Genomic DNA, 26,378 nt, shown 5'->3' with positions numbered 1-26,378 from the left:
GAGCAGGCGACTGTCTCTGGTTTTTTTTTGCCTGAAAAGCCAGTTTAGGCGCGATTTGCAGCCAATATTGCTGCTTCGAGCCAGGTTTCATAGGCAAGCAGGCGGTTGAGTAAACCCTTGCTAGCATTCGTTCGCTGAATCGCGTTAGCATGATGCAAGACGATGTAAATATATGAGGGTGTCATGGCTATTGAATTGATTGCGATTGATATGGACGGTACGCTGCTTAACGGGCTTCACCAAATTACCCCTAGAGTAAAGCAGGCCATCGAGGCCGCACAGAAAAAAGGCGTGGTGGTGGTACTGGCTACCGGCCGGCCTTATATCGGTGTCACTCAATATCTGCGCGAACTGAATATGGAAAACAGCAACGATTATTGCATTAGCAATAACGGTGCATTAGTTCAAAAAGCCGCGACCGGTGAATGTGTGTTGCAGGAAACCTTAAGCTTTGATGATTATCTTTATTTCGAAGCTCTGGCGCGGCAGTTAGGCGTGCATTTCCACGCTTTTGATTACAATACGTTGTATACCGCTAACAAAGACATCAGTAAGTACACCATTCACGAAACTGTTCTGACGGGAATTTCGTTGAAATACCGTAGTGTCAGTGAAATGGACCCAACAATGCGTTTCCCTAAAGTGATGATGATCGATGAACCAGAGCTTTTGGATCGCGCCATCGCACAGATTCCTGCCGAAGTGTTCGAGAAGTTCACTATTATGAAAAGCTCGCCTTACTTCCTGGAAATTCTAAGTAAACGCGTTGATAAAGGTGCCGGTGTTAAAATGCTGGCGGAGCATCTAGGCATCGCACAGGAAAATGTGATGACTTTAGGCGATCAGAGTAATGATTACGCGATGATTGAATATGCTGGCCTGGGCGTGGCGATGGGGAATGCTATTCCCGAGCTAAAAGAGATTGCCCAGTACGTGACGGCAACTAATGAAGAAGATGGCGTAGCGCTAGCCATTGAAAAGTTTGTGCTGAATCAACGTTAATTTGCTGCTAAATAACGTAAAAAACGCTTTAGGGGCCATTAGTGGCCCCTTCCTGTTCTGAGGCTCAGGGGCAGGAAAGCAGAATGCTTTTTACGATCTGTACATCCTGAATGCCCAAGCCAGTTAAATCTGCCAGCGTGATTTGACGATCATTTTCTCTAACGGGTTTATTTAGCGCCAATACTTCACCGATCTCGCTAATGGGTGTTGCCTGAAGTAACTGCTGCTGAAAAGCATGGGAAATCTCACCGAATGCGCGGCATTGCGCCAATGAATCCACCAGAATCTTATCTGCTTTGGCCACAAGTTGGATTTCCAACTCTTGTTTGCCAGTAGCATCAGCGCCGACTGCGGTGATGTGAGTACCGGGTTGAATGTCTTTAGCCCGCAAAATAGGTTCGCGGCTCGGCGTAGTCGTCACGATAAATTGACACTTTTCCGCTAACTGGCTGGCATTTTGCGTGATCTGTACGCGAAAACCTTCTGATTCAGCAAATAACTGATAATCGTATAATGCTTCAGGATTTCGTCCCCAAACCCAGACATCCCGACAATTAATTACGGCCTTCAGGTGCACCAACTGTAAGCGAGCCTGTAAGCCGGTGCCCACAATGCCAATAGCTGTAATGTGTTTTGGGGCACAAAGTTCGGCAACAATTCGACCGGCTAATGCGGTGCGCAGAGCGGTTAGCCAGCCTTCATCCATTAATAGCGCCTGTGGCTCACCGGTTTTGGCCGAGAAGGCCATCATCAAACCTTGATTGCTGGATAATCCTAATGATGGATTGGTGTAAAATCCGCTGGAAACTTTCACGACAAAACTGTCGTCTCCTTCCAGATAGCCACTTTTGATACAGCAATCGCCATTAGCCTGTGTGAATAACAAATGCTGTACCGCCGGCATCTGAACCTGCTGCTGGCTGAACGCGATAAATCCTTGTTTTAGCAGTAAAGTGGTACGATCGGCGGCGAAACTGTCGAGTATTTGCTGTTTATTGAGGATAAGCATCAGGAAACGGCCTTAAGGTACTTTTCCAGTACGATATTTTTACCACACAGTACAACCGCCACTTTTTTGCCTTGCCATTGTGGTGCCTGTTGCAATGCTGCCGCCAGCGCCACGCCCGCCGCCCCTTCAATCATCCAGCGGTCGCTGCGGGCAATTAACTGCATGGCTTGTCTGATCTCTTCTTCGGTAACCAGTACTTTATCGTCGATCAGTTTTTGACATAGCGGGAAAGTTATCGCGCCAGTTTCTACGCCGCCAGCGGTGCCGTCAGACAACGTTTCCTGCTCTTCCACTTCATAGATTTCGCCGGCTAGCAGATTGCTATACATGCTGGTGGCATTCGCTGGCCAACAGGCGATAATCCGCGTATTTGGCGACAACTTCTTCAATACGGTTGCGATTCCGGCGATATAGCCGCCACCGCCAACGGAAACAAAAACCGCGTCCAGATTCGGCTGCTGTTCGACGATTTCCATGCCGCAGGTGCCTTGTCCGGCGATAACTTGCTCGTCGTTGTAGGGGGAAATATAGGCTTTCCCCTGTTCCTGAGCCGCCTTGGCTCCGGCCAGTTCTGCATTTAAGGCATCACCGGCTACCAGCTCGATTTTTCCGCCCAGCGCGCGAATGGCGTCTAATTTGATGGCTGCAGCCTGTTCTGGGGCATAAATAGTGGCTTCGACGCCCAGCAGTTTTGCGGCTAGCGCCACGCCCTGACCGTGATTGCCGGTAGAGGCGGCGATCACGCCGCGCTGGCGTTGTTCTTCGCTCAGTAGGCGCAGTTTGTTACTGGCACCACGAAATTTAAAGGAACCGGTGTGCTGAAGATGATCGCATTTGAGATAAACCTCACAACCAGTGTGCTGCGAGAGCAACGGACTGTAATCCAGTGGCGTAATGCGTACCTGCGGACGCAGAATCTGATGGGCTTCCTGAATGGCATCAAATAGCGAACTCATAGGGATTCCTTATTATTTTTTAGGTAGTTGTAAACCGTTGCTCTGCCAATTCCGAGGATTTTCGCTACATAGCCCGCGGCATTTTTGCCTTTAAATCCGCCGTGCTGATAAAGCGCTTCAACTAAGGCGCGGCGGCTAGGATTATTCAGCGTTGAGAGAGAAAGCTGCTGTTGCTGCAACCACTGGTGAATAAAAGTATTGATACGTTCCTGCCAGTCATCCTGAAATAAAACTGCAGGTTGAGGCTGTAACCCGCTGTTATTGAGGAATATATCCAACGCCATTTTGGCGTTTTCAAACACGGTAATATCCAGATTGATACACAGTAACCCGATAATTTTCCCGTCATCGTCCCGCAGCACCGAGCTAATTGAACGAAGCTGACGACCATCCCAATTGCGTTTTTGATAAGGTCCCAGCAGCTTTGCACTTTGGTCGAACGCCAGCTCGCTTAAATTGGAATCCTCTCCCAATTGACGATGTGAATAGTTATTGGCGATATAAACCAGCGTCTGACTGGCCATATCGTGAATAGCGACTTCGGCATAGGGGGCAAAAAGGATCGCGATAGCATCGGCAATGGTGTGATAGCGGCTCAGCATAGGTATCTCTATTTATACTCAATCTATTTGTACTTTAAATTCTATATTAGACATTAAATTCTAAATTGGAAGCGACGAAGGTGAATAAATCGCCCGTTGGGTCGCGCGGATGGTATATCGCGGATGACGGAGTGCGGCGAATGGGGCAGGATGAGCGCTATACGGGTTATCAGCGAGAAGCGATATGAGCCATCAGGAAAAACAGTTAACTTTCGATCCTCGAGGTCATCAGCTCACCAATATCAATGTCTGGACGGCGGACAGCCAGTGGCTGGTATATGACGTCCGGCCAAACGGGGCTTCTTTCACCGGTTTAACTATTGAAAGAGTCAATTGTAATACGGGAGTGATTGAGGTTATTTATCGTGCTCAGCACGGCGCTCACGTTGGTGTAGTGACCGCCAGCCCTGATAATCCCTCTCGCTACGTATTTATCCACGGCCCGGAACATCCGGATAGCCAATGGCATTATGATTTTCATCATCGGCGCGGTGTGATTGTCAGCGAGCCGGATCGGGAGTTGGCCATTACGTTGGACGCTATGGATATCACTGCGCCTTATACTCCCGGCGCTTTGCGTGGCGGGACTCATGTCCACGTTTTTAGCCCCGACGGCTCGCGTCTGAGTTTTACCTATAACGACCATGTGCTGCATGAACGCGATCCCGCGCTGGATTTACGTAACGTCGGCGTTGCCGTGCCGTTGCATGGGGTTAATCCGCCAAAGCATCATCCTCGTGAATATGATGGCAGCCATTTCTGCGTTCTGGTCAGCCGTACCACGTCAATGCCCCGGCCAGGGAGTGATGAAATCAACCGCGCTTATGAAGAAGGCTGGATTGGCAAACAGGGCTACTTGAAAGCCGACGGCAGCCGACAACGCTGGGCGCTGGCGTTTATTGGCGATACGGTCGCGGCGGATGGTTCTAAACTGCCTGAAGTCTTTATTGTTGATTTACCGGAAAAAAACCGAGAATTCGCCCGAGCAGGTTCGAGCCCCTTGGAGGGAGATGAATACCGTCTTCCAGCGCCTCCGTTGGGGGTAAATCAACGGCGGTTGACTTATACGGAAAAACGCAGATATCCAGGGCTGGCGATCACGCCACGCCACTGGTTACGCTCCTCCCCGGACGGTAGCGCCATTGCCTGTTTGATGAGGGATGATGCGGGAATCGTACAGCTTTATCTGGTTTCTCCGCTGGGCGGCGAATCACGGCAATTGACTCATGGCGGGCACGGCGTGCAATCGGCTTTCAGTTGGAGTCCTAAGGGCGACAGAATTGCTTTTGTCAGAGATAACAGTGTGGTGTGTTGCGAAATTGGCAGCGGCCAGGTTCAGCGGCTAACTCAGCGAACCGCGGTCCCCCCATTGGGAGACGCGGTGGTCTTTTCCCCTGATGGGACGAAAGTTGCCTATATGCGGGAGGTCGACGGTTGGTCGCAGATTTTTGTGGTTGAAGCCGGCTAATTGATCATTAACCGGTAAGTCCTATATTAATCGATAAATAATAAATTCACTGAATGGGGTGAGCGCTGGCGGCCATATTTTGCGCTTCTTCCTGACGGATACGTTCTCGGGGCGAGCCGGGCGCAGGGTCGTTATCTGAACGCAGATAATCGTAAGGCAGAAATAGCGTGTCCATTACGGCAGAAAAGGGTAAATCAACGGCTAGCAGCGGGCGCAACGCCCAGCCGGTGTTGTCATCCTTGAGCATGGCGACGTTAGCCTGGGTGCCGGAATAGTAGCCCTGACTGCTACTGGTGTGAGTCATAATGCTGGAACAGCCGCTGGTAAACAGCAGGGTACAGCCAGTGACCATAGGAAGAACGGTAGCTCTTATCATATCGTTACATCTCATTTGGCAGTGTTCAGGTTGTCAGCCAACATAAAAGCGATCTCTCAGAGTTATAACATTTTGCTGTCGCTTTAATATAATAATTACACGCAGATGTGGCGGCGCTCCCAATTCAGTGTATGCGATAACTCTGTTTTTAGAGCAAAAATCTTTAGTTAAAAAAAATTTTTTCATTTTGACAGTTGAAATGAAAAAATTCGATCCCATCTTATTATCAGGCCGAGAGAGAATATGCCGTCAGGGTATTCTGGCCAAGAGTCTGTCCATTAAGGAAGACCTATTTAACCTTGCTAATGAATTTAGGAGGCAGTTGTTATGCGTAATTCAGATCTTGCTCCATTATACCGCTCTGCTATTGGTTTTGATCGTCTGTTTAACTTATTAGAAACTGGTCAGAGCCAGAATAACGGCGGCTATCCTCCGTATAATGTCGAGCTGGTAGATGAAAATAACTACCGTATTGCTATCGCCGTTGCCGGTTTTGCCGAGCAGGAACTGGAGATAGTCACTCAGGACAACCTGTTGATTGTCCGTGGTTCTCACGTAGAAGCTCCAGCACAGCGCACTTATTTATATCAAGGGATCGCGGAACGAAACTTTGAACGCAAATTCCAATTGGCTGAACACATTAAAATTAAAGGCGCCAATTTAGAGAATGGCCTGCTGTATATCGATCTGGAACGAATTGTTCCTGAAAGTATGAAACCTCGTCGGATTGAGATTAAATAAAATTTAAATAATGTGCATTAGGCACATTATTAATCAAGAGTTTGGTCTGCCGTAATCGGGGGCCAACTTGTCACGGGTTAATAACGCCTGTTTGTTATTTAACAGCAGACTTTGATTTGAAAAAAAAAGTTATTAACGCGGCCGTGGCAGCCTATTACCTCGCTTCAAAGAAGGAGTTAACACTATGCGTAATTATGATTTGTCACCTCTGCTTCGTCAGTGGATTGGTTTTGATAAATTGGCGAGCACTATGCAGGGTTCTACCGAGGCACAGGGGTTCCCTCCATATAACATCGAAAAAAGTGATGATAACCACTACCGTATCTCTCTGGCGCTGGCTGGGTTCAAGCAAAGTGAACTGGAGATCGAAGTTGAAGGCCCTCGCTTGACGGTTCGTGGTAAGCCAGCACCCGTGGAGAAACAGGTGGAATATCTGCATCAGGGTCTGATTCGTAAAGAGTTTAATCTGACCTTCACTCTGGCAGAGCACCTGAACGTCGATAACGCGCAGTTTGAAAACGGCCTGCTGCATATCGACTTGCTGCGTCAGGTTCCTGAAGCACTCCAGCCACAGCGTATTACTATCGGTCGTCCGGTAGAAGATCGCCCGGCATTGGATAACGCAGAAACCGTTCAGCAGTAATTTGCAGTGACCCAACTCGCACCGGTCTCCCTTCCGGGAGCCGGTGCAGATAATAAAAAAAGTAAAACCCTCCTCCCTAGCTTTTGGCGCCGGAAACATTCCTGTTATCCGGCGCATTTTGTGGTGCATCCCACAGTCCCTTCGTTGCCCTTCTGCCAGAATCCCTACTAATTGTAAGAATTTAAGACCGAGGTCGGTTGACCGGATTTTAAACTTAGGCAAGGAAGTGATTTATGACTGATATCGCCCTTACCGTCAGTATGTTGGCGCTGGTCGCCGTATTGGGGTTATGGATCGGTAATTGGAAGATATATGGCGTTGGGTTAGGGATTGGTGGAGTATTATTTGGCGGAATTATTGTTGGTCATTTCGCCCAAACTTATCAGGTCAGTCTCAACGGTGACATGCTTCACTTTATTCAGGAGTTTGGCCTGATTCTGTTCGTTTATACCATTGGTATTCAGGTTGGGCCGGGGTTTTTCTCTTCTCTACGAGTTTCCGGACTGCGCCTGAATGCTTTCGCCATATTAATGGTAGTGATGGGTTGTCTGGTAACGGCGGTTATCCACAAACTTTTCAACGTGCCTCTACCGATCATTCTCGGTATTTTTTCCGGTGCAGTTACCAACACTCCGGCGCTGGGCGCGGCTCAGCAGGTATTGACGGATTTAGGATCTTCTCCTCAGTTGGTTGGGCAAATGGGGATGGGATATGCCATGGCCTATCCTTTTGGTATCTGCGGGATTCTGTTGGTTATGTGGCTGATCCGGCTAGGATTTAAGATAAATGTCGATCGTGAAGCTAAAGATTTTGATAGCAGGAGCGGACAAAACCGTGAACTGCTGCAAACCATGAACGTCGCGGTACGCAATCCTAATTTGGATGGCTTGGCGATGCAGGATATTCCGCTGTTAAATAGCGATGATGTGGTGTGCTCTCGCCTGAAACGCGGTGATTTATTGATGGTACCGCTGCCTGCTACCTTAATTGAGTTAGGCGATTACCTGCATTTAGTTGGACAGCGCGAATATCTGGAAAAAGTGCGTTTAGTGCTTGGTGAAGAGGTGGATGTGGCGCTTTCCACCGCCGGCAGCGCGCTGCAATCGGCACGGATGGTGGTGACCAACGAGGCTGTTTTAGGCAAAAAAATTCGCGATTTAAACCTGAAACAGAAATACGACGTCGCTATTACTCGGTTAAACCGAGCCGGTATCGAGCTAGTCGCCAGCAACAACGCCAGCCTGCAATTCGGTGATATTTTAAATCTGGTAGGGCGACCGGAATCCATTGAGGCGGTCGCTGCGGTTATAGGTAACGCTCAACAAAAACTGCAACAAGTACAAATGTTGCCGGTATTTATCGGCGTAGGATTAGGGGTGTTACTGGGGTCAATACCGCTGTTTGTTCCCGGTTTTCCTGCGGCTTTACGCTTGGGATTGGCAGGTGGCCCACTGGTTATCGCATTGATTTTAGGGCGTATCGGTAGCATCGGTAAACTGTACTGGTTTATGCCGCCTAGCGCTAATCTGGCGCTGCGTGAGCTAGGTATAGTCCTTTTCCTGTCGGTGGTTGGGCTGAAATCAGGCGGTGATTTTATTAATACGCTGCTTTATGGCGATGGGCTGGCGTGGATTGGCTATGGCGCGATGATTACCGCGATTCCCCTGCTAACCGTCGGGATTCTGGCGCGAATTCTCACTAAAATGAATTACCTGACGCTATGCGGCATGTTGGCGGGTTCTATGACCGATCCTCCGGCGCTGGCTTTCGCCAATGGCTTACACCCAACCAGTGGTGCTGCGGCGCTGTCTTATGCCACCGTGTATCCGCTAGCAATGTTCCTAAGGATTATGTCTCCGCAGATACTGGCCGTACTGTTCTGGACGTTGTAGCGCTTTTAGGTCGCTAAATACCCCAAAGGACAACCGAGGTTGTTCTTTGGGGTTTGAGAGAGAAGTTAAGTTATTCAGCCACCTAGCGCAGTTTTGCTATGCCAGTGTTTACTATATTGATTGCTGCTCACTATACCGATAGCGAACATCGCCTTATTTCTCTCCGCGCTTCATCGTTGTTAGCGCGCTTCCTGATAAGCCAATTCCACTTCTTCTGCCAGAATCGCGACACCTTTTTCGATCTGTTCTGGGTCTGGCACGTAGTTCATCCGCATACACTGATGAGTATGAGGCCAATCATGTTCCAAACCGGGGAAGAAGTAGTGGCCGGGTACCATCAATACGCCGCGTTTCTTCAGGCGTTGATAGAGTATTTCCGTGGTAATCGGCAGGTCTTTAAACCATAACCATAGGAAAATCGCGCCTTCCGGCTTATGAATCAGACAGCGTTCGGCGGGAAGATAACGCCGAATAATTTCAAGAGTATGCTGCACGCGTTGAGAATAGAACGGACGAATTACATTGTTGGATAAGTCTAGCAGATCGCCGCGTTGAATCATTTCTGCCGCTATCGCTGGCCCCATGCTGCCCGGAGACAGGCTGATAATGCCATTCATATTCGTAATGGCGGAAATCACTTTTTCATCGGCGACAACGATGCCACAGCGAGAACCCGGCAGGCCAAGCTTTGACAGACTCATGCACAGAATAATATTCGGGTTCCACAGGGGGGTTGCGTCGCTAAAAATAATACCGGGGAAAGGCACGCCGTAGGCGTTATCGATCAGTAGCGGCACATCATGCTGCTGTGCCAGAGCATCCAAACGAATTAATTCTTCATCTGTAATGACGTTTCCGGTCGGATTAGTCGGTCGAGAGACACAAATCAGCCCGATATCATCGGTAATCTTTAGGTGATCGAAGTCGACGTGATATTTGAACTGGCCTTCCGGCAGTAGCTCAATATTCGGTTTAGTCGAAACAAACAGCCCTTCATCCAAACCGGCATCGGCGTAGCCTAAATATTCAGGTGCCAGCGGGAATAATACCCGACGCAGCGATCCGTCGGCGTGGCGGCCAGCGAATAAATTGAATAAGTAGAAAAACGCGCTTTGGCTACCGTTTGTTAGTGCAATATTCTGTGGTTCGACCTGCCAACCTAACTCATCACTCAGCATTTTTGCCAGCGCGTTTAGCAGCAGATTCTTACCCTGCGGGCCATCGTAGTTACATAGCGCCTCTGTGAGCTGTCCTTTATCCAGCATCTCCTGACATAGCCGCCGGAAGTAGGCATCCATCTCAGGAATTTGAGCCGGATTGCCACCGCCAAGCATGATAGCGCCCGGCGTGCGTAATCCTTCATTCAGGTCATCCATCAACCGTGTAATGCCCGCGTAGCGGGTAAACTTATCGCCAAAAAGTGAAAACTTCATAAATGCTGACTAATTGTTATCGGAGGTAAAGGAGCACCATACAGCCAGATAATTGCGGGTGCAACGTACCCATAATTCTACCTTGTGCGCAGATATATCAATAAAACTCGATATGTCAGGATAATAGTCTGGTTTACTGTTTTTTATCCCCCGTCCAGACAATAAGGACTTTATCGTCTAAATGCTGACGGCTAAACGCATAATAATCAGCAGTTTGTTGTGACTGTTGTATCCCGGAACCAATCGCGGGATGACGCGCGCGGAACTGGCTGATTTTTTGCCAGTGAGCCAGCAGCGCTCCTTTCGAGCCGTTCAGTTCATTCCAGTTCATATCCGAGCGAGTGCCTTGCAGCGGGTCGGAGCCGGTTGGGCCAAATTCTCGGCCACTTTCATCACCATAGAAGATCTGAATCGCTCCCGGAGCCAGCAGCAGCAAATCTCCGGCGCGCCGCTGTTTTGCTAATGATTGAGCCGCATCATCGCGAAAGAAAAGGCGAGTATCGTGAGAGGAAAGGTAGCTCAGTACGTTAAAATTCTGCAATTTTTCAGCCATTTGGCTATATGTGCTGTCAATGGTTGAGAAACAGTCCAGCGCCTGTTTAGCCTGATCCTGAAAATCAAAATTAATCATGGCATCAAAACCATTCTGATAATAATCGCTTTTCATTACGCCATGCCCCCAAGCCTCGCCGGTCATCCAAAATGGAGCATCATCCAGCGCCCGATCGGGATGAGCAGTTTTCCATTCTGCTAATGCTGACGTAGCCTGTTGTTTGAGCTGCAGCCAAGCCGCTTTTTCTACGTGTTTGGCCGTGTCGACTCGAAATCCATCAATGCCATAATCTCGAACCCATGTGCTTAACCAATGAGTAAGGTAATCCCGAGGCGTAGCTGCGGGAATTTCTCTGGCTGCCGTATCGGATTTATGGCGATAAAACAGCGGCAAACCGCTGGCCTGTGTGGATTCGGTTTTGATGTCCGGGAGGAAAGCCAGTGACATCGTCAGATCGGTAAAACCGGGTGAGTCATAATCGCCGATATCGGTGCGAACCCAGTTTTTACCCCACCAGTTATCCCAACTGGATTTATCACTGAAATTAATAAAATCGTTGAAACTATGCCAATTTTGGCCGCTGCCTGGCTTCCAGTCGGTCCAGTGCTTGCCCAGCGTTTTCTCCGCCTGTTCTGCGGATAAATACAGTGAGCCAAATTGGCCGCTCTGCATATCTGCCAGAGTGGCGTAACCCACATGATTCATCACTACATCAAATATTATGCGGATGCCGCGCTGATGAGCTTGATCCACCAGTTGGCGTAAGTCCTGTTCATCACCCATATTGGCATCGAGCCGGGTCCAATCGAGCGCGTAATAGCCGTGGTAGGCGTAGTGCGGGAAATCTCCCTTGGTGCCGCCGCCAACCCAGCCGTGAATTTGCTCCAGCGGTGAGCTAATCCACAGCGCGTTTACGCCAAGCTGCTGTAAATAATCCAGCTTCTGAGTTAATCCGGCCAAATCGCCGCCGTGGAAAGTGCCGATCTCCTGCATGCCATCGTTTCTGCGGCCATAACTATGGTCATTGGCAGGATTGCCGTTGTTAAAACGATCGGTCAATGCAAAGTAAACCGTGGCGTTTTGCCAGCTAAATGGAGCAGGCCCTTGAGTTTGCGCGAGTTCTAGCAACAACAGGCCGCCGCTTTGCTCTGCCGGTTGCAGCGTGATTTTGCCGTTTGCGACGATAACGGTTTGGCCCGAATAGAAATCACGCAGTTTTTCCCCTTCGGCAAAGGTCTGGCTGACGTCTACGGTTACGGGTTGACCGTTCCAGCGCTGGCAAATATGGGTAACGGCTTGGGATTCATCAACAACGGGCTGTTTTAAGCTCAGCGTCAGCGTTGGCGTACCGCTGCGGGTATCTATACGTGCCTGATACTGACCATCTCGAAATAGTCGCCACATGATTTCAGGCTGATTATCACAAGCCTGTAGAGAAAAGGTTTGATTGAGTTTGACGGTATCAGTTGGCTGCCAGCATTGCTTATCCTGATAAAATTTAAGCGGATATTGGCCTTTAGTTAGCGAGGCCGCGCTGCTGAAAATACCGTTGCTTTGCTCGGAAAATGCAGGGAAGCCCTGCAACGTCCAGGTGGCTAGGGCTGCGGGAGAAAATACTAACAATAAGGGCAGTGTGAGACGTTTCATGACGCGCCTTCCTGATCGTTTGATTTTGTAGGGTTTGAGGCGAGTTAAGTGTGTCAGCCGGTGGAAAAATAGCCTCATCCTCATATTGTTTTTTCAGGGAGGAGAAGGCTGGATGAGGGGGCTTTCTTATCATCAGTCGTCAAAATAACCGACTGACCTATAAGCAATTATAGGCCATTTCGGTTGATTGACGTTATTTGGGTAGCGGCTATCTCTCTTGGCTATTTTTCAATAACGAGTGGGTTAACGCAGTTTTCAGTCACCGTGCCGGTTAACGCGGCGATCAAATTATCTACGGCGCAGGCGGCCATGGCGTAGCGAGTTTCGTGAGTAGCGGAGCCAATATGCGGTAGGGCAACAACGTTATTGAGCTTCAGCAGCGGCGAGTTTTGTGACAGCGGTTCTTGCTCAAAAACGTCCAGCCCTGCGGCGTGAATAGTACCGTTTTGCAGAGCGTCTATCAGTGCTTGTTCATCGACTACCGAACCGCGCCCCGCGTTAATCAGAATGGCGCTTGACTTCATTTTTGCCAATTGTTCCGGCCCAATCATATGGAACGTCTGTTCTGTTAAAGGCAGGGTGATGCACAAGAAATCTGATTCAGCGAGTAAAGTATCCAGATCGCAACGATGGGCGTTAAAGCGTGATTCGGCTTCTGCATGGGACCGACGGCTGGTATAGAGCACAGGCATACTAAAACCGAAATGAGCGCGCTGAGCAACTGCCAGACCAATACGACCCATGCCCAAGATACCTATGGTTTTATGGTGTACATCGACGCCAAACCAGCTGGAATCAATATTATCCTGCCATTCGCCGGCTTTAACCCGTTCAGCAACTTCCACTACCCGTCGAGCGGTAGCCAGAACCAGCGCCATGATGGTATCGGCAACGGTTTCGGTTAGCACGGTTGGAGTGTGCGTCAAGACGATGCCCCGCTGATTGAGTGCCTCGACGTCGAAATTGTCATAGCCAACAGAAATCGTGGAGGCGGCGCGTAGGCGTGGGGCTTTATCGAGAAAATCCGGGTCGATTTTGCCACCAGAACCAATAATGCCTTCGGCGTTTGCCAATGCTGAAAGGAATGGTTGCGAGTTTTCCGATGTCAGGCCGTCAAAGCAGTGTAGGGTAAAATGTTGCTCTAAACGTTGGCGCAGTTCGGCAGGGAGGGGCTTATACAACACGACAGAAGGCTTCATTACACACTCCGGCTAACTAAGAATAAGTAAGTTTCAAGCTCAGCCAGCATAACAGCCATTGCCCCCTAGAGATCAAGGAGTAATGGCTGTCTGGGTATGACCAGCGTCTACGGGCTATGAGTTAGTGCAGTTCGGATGTGGCAAGAGTCGCGGTCGGCTGACGAATGGCCGCACAGCGGATTGCGGTGAAAATCGCCAGTAGCGGCGCGATGGCAAATAGAGCGAATAGCCAATATGCGGTATTGGCTGCACCGGCAACGCCACCGGGATCGTTTAAACCAGAAATATTAGCTACCAAACCTGCCAGCGCGGCGCCCAGAGCGGTAGCAAACATCTGCACCATAGTAATAGAGGCACCGGCTATGTCTTTATCTTCATCCGCTGCGACCTGTAGAATGCGCGTAAGCAAATGCGGCCAGCCAAAGCCGGTGCCAAAACCGACCAACGTCAGAGCGAGAGCGATAGGGGCGAGGGTTAGCCAATCGCCGACAGATCTGTGTGGGAGCAAAATCGCCAGAGCGATCAACCCCAGTAAAACGATAATTGGCCCGCTAATAATTGCCAAGCTTATCCCGTTTTTCTTCCAGCCAGAGCTCAGTACTTCCGCCACTGTCCAGCCTGCGGCCATTGTGGCGGCCAGATAGCCGGAAACCAGCGGCGATTGGCCATGAAGAGTCTGTAAGAAGTAGGGCACAAAAATCTCACTGGTTATGGTAAGCGCCAGTAACGACATAGTGATGTACAAAGCCGCTAACGGCGAACCTAGACGCAGTGCGCCCTGCGGTAATAAACGAATGGTGGAGCGGCGCTCGATGCGGATCATCAATGTGAGTAGCAGGGCAGCGACGGTAATGCCTGCAGCGCTATAGCGCAAATCGGTGGCAATACTGCTGGCGGAAACGGTTAGTACAATAGTCGTCAACAGTATCAGTTGGATTATCGGTAGGGATGAGGACGGTTCGGTACGTTTTGTTCCCGCCGGTAGAATTCTCCAGGTGAATATTGCAAACAGCAGTGTAGCCGGCAGCAATAGCCAAAACGCTAAACGCCAGGCCCCCATTTCCGCAAACACGCCGCCTATTGCCGGGCCAATCAACGTAGCTACGCCCCACATTCCGGAAATTAGCGCCATCGCCCGTGGCCATAGAGATTGCGGGAAGACCAGATTGATCATGGCGTAGGAGAGAGCGAACAGAAAACCGCCGCCAAGTCCTTGAACTGCGCGGCCTACCAGCATCATCGGCATAGTTGGCGCAATAGCGCACAGCAGGCTGCCGAGCATAAAGGCCGAAGCGGCTAAGCTATAGGCCGCGCGTGGGCCATAGCGACTTAACAGGCGAGCGGAGAGCGCCGAGCCAAGAATCGACGTAGTAACAAAGAGCGTGGTATTCCAGGCATAGAGATTAAGCCCGCCAATATCCAGCACCACTGAAGGTAGAATGGTTGTCACGATATAAATATTAATGGCGTGTAACGCGACACCCGCCGACAGCGCAAAGGCAAAAACCGCATTTTCCCCGGAGAATAGATCGCTCCAGCGGCTCGCATCATTCATTAGCACAGTGGTTATCCTAACCAGTACGACTGGTTGTTGAGTAAGATTTGATGATAGACTGAGTTAAACAAGCGTTAACTTGGAATAACTGTGGCCGTGCAGGGTTAATAAGTCAAGTATATGCTTGGTAAATGCCAATGTGTTTTTAATATCGGGAGTAATATGAATACCACCGACCATGGGGTAATAAGCACGCAATCCGTCTCCGAGCGCTTGCTGATGCTGCTGAAAACCCGCGGCCCACTACAGGCAACGGATGCGGGCAAGATCCTTGGAACCACCGGGGAAGCGGCGCGTCAGCAGTTCGTCAAGCTGGCCAAAGAAGGTCTGGTGATTGCGGTCGCACAGGCTAAAGGCGTCGGACGGCCGATTCAACTATGGCAATTAACCGATGCTGGCCACGCGCGATTTCCCGATGCTCACGGCGAATTAACCGTGCAATTACTGCGTATGGTTCGCACTAAGTTAGGTGAAGATGCCCTTAATTTGCTGATTGATACCCGCGAACAGGAAACCCGCGATCAATACTTTCAGGCTATGAAAGGAGCCAGTAATATTGGTGAACGGGTGGAGCGCCTGGTGGCTATTCGTACGCGCGAAGGCTATATGGCCGAATGGGAAATGCAGGAAGATGGCTCTATCTTACTGATTGAAAACCATTGCCCGATTTGCGCCGCTGCGACCAGTTGTCAGGGCTTTTGTCGCGCGGAGTTAGAGGTTTTCCAGCAGGCTTTACAAGTACCGGTTGAGCGTACTGAGCATATTTTATCTGGCTCCCGCCGCTGTGTTTATCGAATTGTGACGAGCCAAAAGTGACGGACTAAAGCTGTGTCGAGCCGCGTATCACCAGTTCGCCAGAAAACATGATATCAGCCGGAGGTTCATCACTCCCCTGCATGCGTTTCACTAATTGTTCGAGTGCGGCGTAACCTATTTGATAAGTAGGCTGCTTAAGTGTGGTAATCCCTACGCCAGCCAGTTCCGCCCAAGGTAACTCATCAAATCCGAGCAGGCCAATATCGATGCCCCACTGAATATTATTGTGGCGTAAGGTGCGTGCCAGTTGCAGCGTTAGGCTGCCGTTGGCCACTAAAATGGCACGGCGTTTATCCCCATGTTTCTGGTTGAACTGGTCGACAATGTTATTGATTCGCTGACTATCTTCCAGCGTGACTTCAGCGTGTTCCGACGCTCGCTCAGGATGCACCGCCATCGCTGCTTTGAACGCCATCAGACGATCTCGGCGGGTATTGACCAGCCCCAAAGGCTCGCTAAGAAATAAAATAGACTGATAGTTTTGCTCGACTAAATGATTGGTAGCCATGATTGCCGCTTCGGCATTATTCAAGCCAATCATGTCGCAGGAGAAACCGGCGATCTTCCTATCGATCAACACCATCGGCAGGCGCGACTGTTGCAGCATCGACAGCGCCTCTTCCCGCATTCCAACGGCATTAACCACAATCCCTTCCACCTGATAACTGCCCAACAGTTGCAGATAATGCTGCTCTTGTTCGACCTGATTGTTGGTATTGCACATCAGCAGGGTAAAGCCATGAGCACGGCAAGCGGCTTCAATACCACGCATAACGTCAATAGAATAAGGGTTGGTGATATCCGCCAAAATCAGGCCGATCAATCGGGTTCGCCCCCTTTTCAGGCTGCGGGCAACCTGACTAGGTCGATAATTTAGTTTGGCGATAGCTTCTTCAATACGCAGTTTTAATCGATCGGACAGCAGGTTATGTTCGCCATTCAAATAGCGAGAGACGCTAGTCTTGCCAGTTTTAGCACTCTTAGCGACATCATTGATGGTTGCTCGCCCAGATGGGCGCGGTCCTTTCGTACTGCTCACGGTTTAGTCCTGGAAGGGTAACTGGCGGCAGATTATCACAAATACCCGTCATCTTTCACGCCGTGGCGGTGTTGGCTTCCCTCACTCGCCCGAGTCACTTGGTGGACTAAGCTCTTGGCGACTCTTTCGGTTGCCGCCTTGCCACAAAGTGAAATCCATAGGGTAGTGATATAGATTATCTTTGCGCGGTGGCGGTGTTTATCGGGGATGTTCTGGGGCGAGAAAGATTTGGGGGTGAAGGGGGGACGGCCAGAAAGTGATGAGCCGTCACCCTTTTTGTCATTTACAGCGGGCTAAGTGTGATCTCGACTCGACGGTTTTGTGCTTTACCCGCCGCAGTGCTATTGGTTGCCACTGGGTTATCCGGGCCTGCGCCAATGGTACGAATACGGTTAGCCGCTACGCCCTGAGTGATCAATGCGCTGCCTACGCTGTCGGCACGTTGCTGGGACAACTTCATATTGTGAGCGCGAGCGCCGGTACTATCGGTATAACCGATAACATTGACCGCCGTTTTTTCGTACTCCTTCAATACCATAGCCACGCCAGTCAGGGTATTGGCACCTGCTGGTTTCAAATTACTGCTATCAGTGTCGAAGGTAACGTTATTTGGCATATTCAGTACGATATTGTCACCCTGACGAGTGACACTTACGCCGGTTCCACGCATTTTGTCACGCAGTTTGGCTTCCTGAACATCCATGTAGTAACCGGCACCACCACCCAGTGCTGCGCCTGCCGCTGCGCCAATCAGTGCGCCTTTGCCGCGATCTTTTTTGGAGGAAGATAAAACCCCCACGCCAGCGCCCACTAAGGCTCCGATACCGGCACCGTAGCCAGACTTTCCAGCTTGAGATTCGCCGGTATAAGGGTTAGTGGTACAGGCCGAAAGAGTCAAAGTTGCGCAGAGTGCAGCAACAATGGCAAGTGTGCGTTTTTGCATGTGATGTCCTTAAATGTGTTTATCAACGTGGATTTCGTAAAGAAATTATCCACCGTCGCTAAAACCTGAAGCAAGCTCCCGCTAAGGGTTCGGAAGCTGAAAATGATGGGCATCGTTATCCGGTAAAACGTCGCAGAATACTATTGAGAAAACTCTGATAGTGCCGCGCAATGTGGTTTTTTGGCCGGTTTATCGTCAAAGAGCGCACGAAAAGTCTGTTGATCAAATATTGAAATGGTTGTCCGCCCAGAATAAGAAATTATCAGGGCGGAGAGCCGGTGGCTAAAGATCGCTATTAGGTGTTGGCGTGATGCTATGGGGTTTGTCAGGGATAAAACTGAAGCCAAGGCGCTTTTTCACAATAGCGGAAGGCGTTGAAATGACATGTGAACTAAGCGTTTGAACGCCATCGGCAATCAGTTGCTGAATAAGTTGATGCAGAGCAGCCGTGCCAGCGCGGCGAACGGTACCTTCATTATTGGGGGTTAAAACGTAGGCCGGGTGAGTCAACGTAGCAATAATATTCGCTTGTATGATGCTTGCGTCTTCATCGGGATCAGAAAAACGAGATACCGCGCTCACATTAATAATTTGGTTATTAAATCGGACTACTGCAATCAGGTTATTTTCGTCAAAGTACCGCAAGGTACTGCGCAGCAGAGTGCTGGTGGACTGCCCGGCGAAGCGTGCCGTATCTATTTGCGTGGGGAAATTCCCGTATTTATTGCAATACACTCTTTTTTCGATATAAGCATTTCGCCATAGCTGGATTGTTTCCATCAATTCATATCGTTGTTGGCGAGTCTCAGCAAAAGTACCTCGGATTATTTCGATATCAAAACCTTGCGCTGGCTCTACCCATAATCCATTTTGTAAAATCAGCGGTTGCGTATGTTGAGGAATATAGGCGGAGAGAGTTAACTGATAAGTACCGAGCGGCAATTCCTGAGCCGCTAATGGCGAATCTATATCGCAATCGGAACAACTACAGCTGCTATGACTTGAACTTGAATCGCTACAGGAAGGAGTACAGGGGCCGGAGGAAGGTTGAGTCATCACATAGTTGGCATAATTCTGTACCGCATGAGTAAATGCCCCGCTAACTTGCTCAATAACTTCGGCTCGGCCTTCTCTATCAGCAATATCTGCAATGGTTTGGATGAGTCGCACGCCAGCGGCAGGTTGGCGAATAAAAGCATCTTGGGCGTCGTTATCATTATCAATTGCCTGGCGATCCAAAATACCATTTAGCGTTTGGGTGAGATACTCTGCGGACCAGGTACGCAGGCTATTGCCGAATAGCAGGGTGAAATCCTGTAACACGACGGATAGCCAGTTGGCGCAAGTGTGTCTGATTTGTCGCGGATAGCGAGCACCTTTGATTTCATCTATCGATGTATGGCAGAAATCGGCTGCGGCAGGCAACGTTAGCGCTTGGTGATGCAGGTGGGTATTCAAAACGCTGAGTTCGAATGCATTCAGGTTATCAGTCTGCTCAGAGGGTGGGGTAACCGTCGGTTTTAGCGGAATGGGATTCCCTGCAATCACTATCATTTTGGTGCTGTCCTTTCCGGCAAAGAAGGACTTTATGCTCGACCATGCAGATTCAACCTGAGTGCAATGCCCTTGCACCACCAGATTGTAGAGTGCCAGCGGGCCAGACAGATAACAGCCTATTTTCCCGGCGATGCCGCGTTTAAAGCGGCTATGAGTGCTCTGGCTAGTTAATAGTATTTTCTTTACTAGTATAGGGTTGCCAGGATTGGGGTTGAATATCTCGATATCCGGCCAATAATTTATTTCTTTTGATTTTTTTATTTCCAGATTTATTGTTGGTGAAAGGTAGCGCTGTTGCGTGCTGTCGCTCTCCATATAACTCATAGAGAGTTGCTGGTCTTGAACGTGGAAAAGAAAAGTGAGCTGATTGGAGTGATGATTAAGAGGGGTTTCAATGCCTTTTGGCACAGCTCCGCCAAGCAGACGGACACTATTTTTATCAACGATGATATCCAGATATTGTCCAATGCTAAAATTGAACTCATTGGTTTCGGTTAGGGCAAAACTTAATAAAACTTGCTGGCTGGAATGGTTCGGATCAATAGCGGCTTGAGTAAAAATTTCGTTTAGTGGGATAATTTTTTTCTGTAATATTGTGCAGTCTGTATCGCAATCCAGATAGGGATTACTGACGGAGGTTTCTTTTCTTGATTGCCAGTGTTGTGAAAAAATATCATTGATGTCCAGATAAATTATCTCTTCCGGTTGAATTAACGTATAGCCACTTTCAATTCCTGGTTCATCATAATCATAAATTGGCCCAATATCATTTATCCTATTTGTGTACGGTAAGTCCTGAGATAAAACTATGCTTGGCGCTCCTGTTAATAAAAATGAAGACAGGATGATAATCAGTATATTCTTATACATATTAATCCCTTTTAATTGTTTTGTTATTTATGGTGTGGAAAATGGCTTTATTATTACTAGGTAAACAATTTAACTTGTCATCCTGATAGGGTGATAAGTTAAATATGATTTTAAATACATGATGAGTAGTTATTAACAGGGAATCACTAAAGGTGTCTTTATCAAAAAATAAAGATGCAGGTGATAGAGATATTAGGCTGGTAGAGTTGCTTTATTAATATTGTCGTTCATCACATTTGAATCCAATTCTCACTTTTTCTGATGGCTTGAAACTACCAGAGAAAATAGTTTTTCCTTTCCTTTCCTTTCCTTTCCTTTCCTTTCCATCTCTTTGTTTTATATTTCATGTGGTTAGAGAATGAACTTGCGCCGTTCGTTTCACTTCTTCTTATAGTACCTTCGCGGGTAGATCCAATAAAAAAGTGGGTTCGTTAATGATAGGGCGAGTTCAATGCTGTTTCTATCTGCAATTTCGTTATTATCACAGTTATAGTCAGTCATACTCAGGCTAACAATTTCCCCGTTTATTGAGCAAAGTATATCTTTACCGGGAAAAATTTTTTATACCGCGCCAGGCGGTTCGACCTGATTATAACGCCCATGAATGACAACGTTGTAAAGCGTAACCTGGTCCCAGTATAGACTTTATGCCCAGATCAGCGGCGGGAGATTTCTGATCCAGTTTGCTATTAGGGAGTAAACATCATGGTTTCCAACTGAAGTAATCGTTTGAATAAAAGCATGTTTTATTCATTTTGCCTATTTGGGGTTTCATACACGCATCCATTTTGATATATACTATTCGAAATAGAACCCGTCTTCGGCTAAGGATGGAGTGGATGAAAGCAAGAACAAAAATAACGGGGGCTTAGTTTTATCGACCATAGTCATAGCACCATTAAGTTGCTGTTCTGAATGAAATATGAATGTTTATATAAATAATATTCCATTATCATCTTGGGTTTTTCATCGACGCGGAAAGTGTAGGCCTATATAAAAATGATTTATTATATTGTGCCTTTTTATAAGGTGGAGGTTTGAATATTAACCTATCCAATAACATTTATTTTTTTATTTGCGGCGAGGCCAATTGTAGTCAGTAATTAAAATTTAATAGTCTTAGTAGGAAAATAGCCAATAATATTTATTTTTATCTTTGATGATTTACCCAATGCATGGTTAAAACATAATTTCCCGTTTCTTCATTATAAGATCGCTCTGAAACGTTAAACCCATGCTTACGGTAAAAGCGGTAGGCTCGCTGATTTTTTTGGTAAACCTCAAGGATTAACGCAGGATAACGAGTTTGCACATGTTGCATAAGAGCATGGCCAACGCCTTGACCGACGTAGTTTTGCTCAACAAACAGCGCCCCGATCAATTGTTCGTTCAGTACACTGATAAATCCAACGGTGCCATTCGGTGTTTCATATAGCCAATTGCTAGCCTGAGGAATATAGGTATTGCTTACCAAATCAAGGCTTTCGCGCCAGTAGCTCTCTGGCACGAAAGGGTGAGCAGCGATGGTGCTTGGTAACCATAACTCGATCAACGCATTATGATCTTCAGCATTCGCCTTACGGATCATTTATTGGCGTTATCCGGATGACAGAAACAGTTGCACATATGATCGTTCACCAAGCCTGTGGCTTGCATAAAGGCATAACAGATAGTTGAGCCAATAAATTTAAAGCCTTTCTTTTTCAGCGCCTTGGACATTGCATCTGAAACGGGTGTGGTTGCAGGGGCTTCTGCCAGGCTCCACCAGTGATTAACTTTCGGCGTATTATCGACAAAACTCCAAATAAATTCGGAGAAATCTTCGCCGTTAGCCTCCATAGCCAGATATGCCTGAGCATTGGTAATAATGGCCTGAATCTTTCCGCGATGGCGAATAATGCCACTGTCTTGCACTAATGCTTCCACCTGATTCGGCCCCATTTTGGCTACCAAATGAGGATCGAAATTATGGAAAGCTTTTCGGTAATTTTCACGCTTTTTTAAGACGGTAATCCAAGATAAGCCGGCTTGTTGTCCTTCCAGACAGATCATCTCAAACAGCGCCTGACTGTTTCGCTGAGGAATTCCCCATTCCTTGTCGTGATAGGCAAGATATAACGGATCGGCAGTGACCCAACCACAGCGTTCTAAAGCCATCTTACTGTTTCCTCTATGAGATGCTCGGCAGGAGGATAATCGCCGTTCGGTGCCTGATAAGCAACCTACTCATTTTATATTTGGGCAGAAACTTGACGCAGATAACCATTGGTTAATAATTGATCAATTGCAGCATTAAACACCATTATTGTTGCAATGTGTAATTATATAGGAGTGTATATTATGTCATCTAAGCGAAATATTCTAAGGATGTCGTCAGTGTGTACCTTTGGGCTGGGGTTGCTCCTCGGTTGCTCTCATACTCTTGCCGCTTATCCCTTAGGCGGAGGGGCATTTTCATGTGATACCTACCCATCTCTGTGCGATGACCAAAAATCAGATCATTGTTTTATCGAGTATGGCTCTAGGGAACCGATCCCTGCTGCTCCGATAGGGCGCCGCCGTGACCAGAATACCGATTCAGTCGCGTGGTCACCGTTGGCATGGCACTGCTGGATTGGTTATTAAAATAAGGGGCTGGCGGTGAAAGAGCTTGTCGTGATTAACAGTTTCAGACCGTATCTTACCGGTACTTCTTGTCGCTCGGTTTATATCAGTGGATACGGTTCTGACCGTGCTATTTCCGCAGGCGAGTCATAGATTGATTCCATTAGTTCATCGGAATTCTATTATTTTACCTAAGGTTCTCGCCGGTTATTTCCGCTTTACTACGTTATTTCACGTCCTTTAACTGGATATTTAATCAACAAACCCCCTCTGATTTACACATCTCGCCGGATTCTGGCTGTATATCTTACGGTCAGCGGGTATACTGATTCATTCCATTTTATCCACTTGTATCGCGTGCGAATCCAACATGCAAAAGTTTGATACCAAGACCTTTCAGGGCCTGATCCTGACGTTACAGGAATATTGGGCGCGCCAAGGCTGCACCATTGTTCAACCATTGGACATGGAAGTCGGCGCGGGTACCTCCCACCCAATGACCTGCCTGCGGGCGCTTGGCCCAGAGCCAATCGCTGCTGCTTATGTACAGCCTTCCCGCCGTCCGACCGATGGTCGCTACGGTGAGAACCCTAACCGCCTGCAACATTATTACCAGTTCCAGGTGATCATTAAGCCTTCACCAGACAACATTCAGGAACTGTATTTGGGTTCTTTGAAAGAGTTGGGTCTGGATCCGACCATTCACGATATTCGCTTCGTCGAAGATAACTGGGAAAACCCAACGCTGGGTGCCTGGGGGCTGGGCTGGGAAGTGTGGCTGAATGGTATGGAAGTCACCCAGTTTACCTACTTCCAGCAAGTGGGCGGGCTGGAGTGCAAGCCAGTTACGGGTGAAATCACTTACGGTCTGGAACGTCTGGCGATGTATATCCAGGGCGTGGACAGCGTATACGATCTGGTCTGGTGCGATGGCCCATTGGGTAAAACCACCTACGGCGATATTTATCATCAGAATGAAGTTGAGCAATCAACCTATAACTTCGAATACGCCGATGTGGATTTCTTGTTCTCCTGCTTCGAGCAGTATGAGAAAGAAGCCCAGTCATTGCTGGCGCTGGAAAATCCGCTGCCGTTGCCGGCCTACGAGCGCATTTTGAAAGCAGGCCACACTTTTAACCTGCTGGACGCACGTAAAGCGATCTCCGTGACCGAGCGTCAACGCTATATTCTGCGCATCCGTACGCTGACCAAAGCTGTCGCCGAGGCGTACTACGCTTCCCGCGAAGCCCTTGGCTTCCCTATGTGCAAAAAGAATCAGAACTAAGAGGCTGTCATGACTCAACAGACTTTCCTGGTGGAAATCGGCACGGAAGAATTGCCGCCGAAGGCTCTTCGTTCCCTGGCGGAATCTTTTGCTGCCAACCTGACCGCCGAGCTGGATAACGCCAATTTATCTCACGGTGACGTCAGCTGGTTTGCCGCTCCTCGCCGTTTAGCGGTTAAAGTAGCCAATCTGAGCGCGGCTCAGGCCGATCGTGAAGTTGAAAAACGTGGCCCTGCCATTTCTCAGGCGTTCGATGCCGAAGGCAAGCCAACCAAGGCTGCCGAAGGTTGGGCGCGCGGTTGCGGTATTACCGTGGATCAGGCCGAGCGTCTGGCTACGGATAAAGGTGAATGGCTGCTGTATCGTGCCCACGTTAAAGGCCAGTCGGCGCAGCTGTTACTGGCCGGTATGGTCAATACCGCGCTGAGCAAACTGCCGATTCCTAAATTGATGCGCTGGGGTGATAAAGAAACCCAATTCGTTCGTCCCGTGCATACCGTGACGCTGTTGCTGGGGAATGAGCTGATTGCTGGCACCGTGTTAGGCATTGATTCTGATCGCGTGATTCGCGGCCACCGCTTTATGGGTGAAGCCGAATTCACCATCGATAATGCCGATCAGTATCCGCAGATCCTGCTGGAACGCGGCAAAGTTATCGCTGACTATGAATTGCGTAAATCCATTATCAAACGTGATGCCGAGCTGGCTGCGCAGAAGATTGGCGGCGTTGCCGATCTGAGTGAAAGCCTGCTGGAAGAAGTGGCTTCGCTGGTTGAATGGCCGGTAGTTCTGACGGCGAAGTTTGAAGAGAAATTCCTCGCTGTTCCTGCGGAAGCGCTGGTTTACACCATGAAAGGGGATCAGAAATATTTCCCGGTGTATGACACCGCGGGCAAATTGCTGCCTAACTTCATCTTCGTTGCCAATATCGAATCTAAAGATCCGCAGCAAATCATTTCCGGTAATGAGAAGGTGGTTCGCCCGCGTTTGGCTGACGCCGAATTCTTCTTCAAGACTGACCGTAAACAGCGTCTGGAAGATAATCTGCCGCGTCTGGAAACCGTGCTGTTCCAACAGCAGTTGGGGACGCTGCGTGATAAAACCGACCGTATTCAGGCTCTGGCCGGTTGGGTAGCAGAACAAATTGGTGCGGATGTTAACCATGCTACGCGCGCTGGCTTGCTTTCCAAGTGTGATTTGATGACCAACATGGTATTCGAATTCACTGATACCCAAGGCGTGATGGGAATGCACTATGCCCGCCACGATGGCGAAGCTGAAGACGTTGCCGTTGCGTTAAACGAACAGTATCAACCGCGCTTTGCCGGTGACGATCTGCCGTCTAACCCGGTCGCTTGTGCACTGGCGATAGCCGACAAGATGGACACGCTGGCAGGTATCTTTGGTATTGGTCAGCATCCAAAAGGCGATAAAGATCCGTTTGCGCTGCGTCGTGCTTCACTGGGCGTACTGCGTATTCTCGTTGAGAAGAACTTGCCGTTGGATCTGCAAACCCTGACCGAAGAAGCGGTGCGCCTGTATGGCAGCAAGCTGACTAACGGCAAGGTTGTGGATGAAGTGGTTGAATTCATGCTGGGTCGTTTCCGCGCCTGGTATCAGGAAGAAGGCCACAGCGTTGATACCATTCAGGCGGTGTTGGCTCGTCGTCCGACCAAACCGGCAGATTTTGATGCGCGTGTGAAAGCGGTTAGCCATTTCCGTACTCTGGAAGCGGCAGCGGCGCTGGCTGCGGCCAATAAACGCGTATCGAATATTCTGGCGAAATCTAGCGATACGCTGAACGATCGCGTGAACGCTGCGGTACTGAAAGAAACCGCAGAGTTGCAGCTGGCAACGCATCTGGTGGTGCTGCGCGATCAGCTGGAGCCGCTGTTTGCCGAAGGGCGTTATCAGGAAGCATTGGTTGAACTGGCTGCGTTACGTGAAAACGTCGATGCCTTCTTCGATAACGTGATGGTCATGGCCGAAGACGATGCCGTACGTATCAACCGTCTGACATTGTTAAGTAAATTGCGTGAGCTGTTCTTGCAGGTAGCGGATATCTCGCTGCTACAGTAACGGTCCTGCGGTCAAAGCAAAGGGGGAGAAAACCTCTCCCTTTGCGCTATTCTTATTGATTCAGGGATGGGTAATAAGAACGGACACTAGTGAAAATAAACGCTTATTA

Annotated in this window: 21 protein-coding genes; 8 read left to right on the top strand and 13 right to left on the bottom strand. The window is 48.8% G+C overall.

The features are described 5' to 3' along the window. Positions 1-183: 183 nt before the first annotated feature. Complete coding sequence (yidA, locus tag PL78_RS12430) at positions 184-1,002, top strand: sugar-phosphatase (protein WP_064515939.1); 819 nt, start codon at positions 184-186, stop codon at positions 1,000-1,002. A 64-nt stretch (positions 1,003-1,066) separates the two neighbouring features. Here the strand turns inward: yidA and PL78_RS12425 are convergent, their stop codons facing one another. The 3 genes from PL78_RS12425 to PL78_RS12415 are packed head-to-tail and all read right to left on the bottom strand — an operon-like array spanning position 1,067 to position 3,569. Continuing rightward, positions 1,067-2,011: an ornithine cyclodeaminase family protein gene (locus PL78_RS12425; protein ID WP_064515937.1), complete on the bottom strand. Its 945-nt coding sequence runs from the start codon at positions 2,009-2,011 to the stop codon at positions 1,067-1,069. After that, positions 2,011-2,967: a threonine/serine dehydratase gene (locus PL78_RS12420; RefSeq protein ID WP_064515936.1), complete on the bottom strand. Its 957-nt coding sequence runs from the start codon at positions 2,965-2,967 to the stop codon at positions 2,011-2,013. Before PL78_RS12420 ends, PL78_RS12425 begins: the two co-directional genes overlap by 1 nt. Next, positions 2,964-3,569 (bottom strand): helix-turn-helix transcriptional regulator, encoded by a 606-nt coding sequence (locus tag PL78_RS12415; RefSeq protein WP_064515934.1) that lies wholly within the window; start codon positions 3,567-3,569, stop codon positions 2,964-2,966. The genes PL78_RS12420 and PL78_RS12415 overlap by 4 nt, the downstream gene beginning before the upstream one ends. Positions 3,570-3,753: 184 nt before the next feature. Between PL78_RS12415 and PL78_RS12410 the strand changes: the two genes are divergently transcribed. Next, on the top strand, positions 3,754-5,037 hold the full coding sequence (locus PL78_RS12410) for a YidR family protein (protein ID WP_064515932.1): 1,284 nt from the start codon (positions 3,754-3,756) through the stop codon (positions 5,035-5,037). Positions 5,038-5,083: 46 nt separating this feature from the next. On the opposite strand, the gene PL78_RS12405 is transcribed toward PL78_RS12410, so the two are convergent. Next, positions 5,084-5,413, bottom strand: a complete 330-nt coding sequence (locus tag PL78_RS12405) for a YceK/YidQ family lipoprotein (protein WP_371112909.1) — start codon at positions 5,411-5,413, stop codon at positions 5,084-5,086. Between the two features lie 327 nt (positions 5,414-5,740). On the opposite strand from PL78_RS12405, the gene ibpA reads away from it, so the two are divergent. The 3 genes from ibpA (at position 5,741) to PL78_RS12390 (ending at position 8,689) form a co-directional block, all read left to right on the top strand. Continuing rightward, positions 5,741-6,154 carry a small heat shock chaperone IbpA gene (gene ibpA, locus PL78_RS12400; RefSeq protein ID WP_064515931.1) on the top strand — a complete coding sequence of 138 codons (414 nt, stop codon included), beginning with the start codon at positions 5,741-5,743 and terminating at the stop codon, positions 6,152-6,154. 184 nt (positions 6,155-6,338) lie between these two features. Further along, positions 6,339-6,797 (top strand): small heat shock chaperone IbpB, encoded by a 459-nt coding sequence (gene ibpB / locus PL78_RS12395; RefSeq protein WP_064515929.1) that lies wholly within the window; start codon positions 6,339-6,341, stop codon positions 6,795-6,797. 233 nt (positions 6,798-7,030) lie between these two features. Then, positions 7,031-8,689: a putative transporter gene (locus PL78_RS12390; protein WP_064515927.1), complete on the top strand. Its 1,659-nt coding sequence runs from the start codon at positions 7,031-7,033 to the stop codon at positions 8,687-8,689. Between the two features lie 179 nt (positions 8,690-8,868). Here the strand turns inward: PL78_RS12390 and PL78_RS12385 are convergent, their stop codons facing one another. The 4 genes from PL78_RS12385 to PL78_RS12370 all read right to left on the bottom strand — a co-directional run bounded on the left by PL78_RS12385 (position 8,869) and on the right by PL78_RS12370 (position 15,076). Continuing rightward, a complete protein-coding gene (locus PL78_RS12385) occupies positions 8,869-10,122 on the bottom strand; it encodes a valine--pyruvate transaminase (protein WP_064515926.1) in 1,254 nt (417 codons plus the stop codon). Between the two features lie 133 nt (positions 10,123-10,255). Further along, positions 10,256-12,322, bottom strand: coding sequence for an alpha-amylase (locus PL78_RS12380; RefSeq protein ID WP_064515923.1), 2,067 nt, complete (start codon positions 12,320-12,322; stop codon positions 10,256-10,258). A 221-nt stretch (positions 12,323-12,543) separates the two neighbouring features. Next, positions 12,544-13,521 carry a glyoxylate/hydroxypyruvate reductase GhrB gene (ghrB, locus tag PL78_RS12375; protein ID WP_064515921.1) on the bottom strand — a complete coding sequence of 326 codons (978 nt, stop codon included), beginning with the start codon at positions 13,519-13,521 and terminating at the stop codon, positions 12,544-12,546. Positions 13,522-13,642: 121 nt separating this feature from the next. Then, positions 13,643-15,076 (bottom strand): MFS transporter, encoded by a 1,434-nt coding sequence (locus PL78_RS12370; protein ID WP_064515919.1) that lies wholly within the window; start codon positions 15,074-15,076, stop codon positions 13,643-13,645. A gap of 162 nt (positions 15,077-15,238) precedes the next feature. On the opposite strand from PL78_RS12370, the gene PL78_RS12365 reads away from it, so the two are divergent. Then, positions 15,239-15,892: a helix-turn-helix transcriptional regulator gene (locus PL78_RS12365; RefSeq protein ID WP_064515917.1), complete on the top strand. Its 654-nt coding sequence runs from the start codon at positions 15,239-15,241 to the stop codon at positions 15,890-15,892. A gap of 4 nt (positions 15,893-15,896) precedes the next feature. Here PL78_RS12365 and PL78_RS12360 read toward each other — a convergent pair whose 3' ends face one another. The 5 genes from PL78_RS12360 to PL78_RS12340 all read right to left on the bottom strand — a co-directional run bounded on the left by PL78_RS12360 (position 15,897) and on the right by PL78_RS12340 (position 22,458). Further along, positions 15,897-16,931 (bottom strand): LacI family DNA-binding transcriptional regulator, encoded by a 1,035-nt coding sequence (locus tag PL78_RS12360; RefSeq protein WP_064515915.1) that lies wholly within the window; start codon positions 16,929-16,931, stop codon positions 15,897-15,899. 283 nt (positions 16,932-17,214) lie between these two features. After that, positions 17,215-17,874, bottom strand: coding sequence for an OmpA family lipoprotein (locus PL78_RS12355; RefSeq protein WP_064515912.1), 660 nt, complete (start codon positions 17,872-17,874; stop codon positions 17,215-17,217). 282 nt (positions 17,875-18,156) lie between these two features. Then, positions 18,157-20,301, bottom strand: coding sequence for a hypothetical protein (locus PL78_RS12350; RefSeq protein WP_064515910.1), 2,145 nt, complete (start codon positions 20,299-20,301; stop codon positions 18,157-18,159). Between the two features lie 1,150 nt (positions 20,302-21,451). Next, positions 21,452-21,889, bottom strand: coding sequence for an N-acetyltransferase (locus PL78_RS12345; RefSeq protein ID WP_064515909.1), 438 nt, complete (start codon positions 21,887-21,889; stop codon positions 21,452-21,454). Further along, entirely contained in the window at positions 21,886-22,458 is a 573-nt protein-coding gene (locus PL78_RS12340) for a DNA-3-methyladenine glycosylase I (protein WP_064515907.1), read from the bottom strand. The genes PL78_RS12345 and PL78_RS12340 overlap by 4 nt, the downstream gene beginning before the upstream one ends. 817 nt (positions 22,459-23,275) lie before the next feature. On the opposite strand from PL78_RS12340, the gene glyQ reads away from it, so the two are divergent. Next, the gene (gene glyQ, locus PL78_RS12335; RefSeq protein ID WP_049597387.1) at positions 23,276-24,190 is read left to right on the top strand and encodes a glycine--tRNA ligase subunit alpha; all 915 of its coding nucleotides are present in this window, start codon (positions 23,276-23,278) and stop codon (positions 24,188-24,190) included. Between the two features lie 9 nt (positions 24,191-24,199). After that, positions 24,200-26,269: a glycine--tRNA ligase subunit beta gene (glyS, locus tag PL78_RS12330; RefSeq protein ID WP_064515904.1), complete on the top strand. Its 2,070-nt coding sequence runs from the start codon at positions 24,200-24,202 to the stop codon at positions 26,267-26,269. Positions 26,270-26,378 lie beyond the last annotated feature (109 nt).

This window comes from Yersinia entomophaga, assembly GCF_001656035.1.
GTDB lineage: Bacteria > Pseudomonadota > Gammaproteobacteria > Enterobacterales > Enterobacteriaceae > Yersinia > Yersinia entomophaga.
Note: the sequence above shows the minus strand (reverse complement) of the source record. Positions and strands in the feature narration are given on the sequence as shown.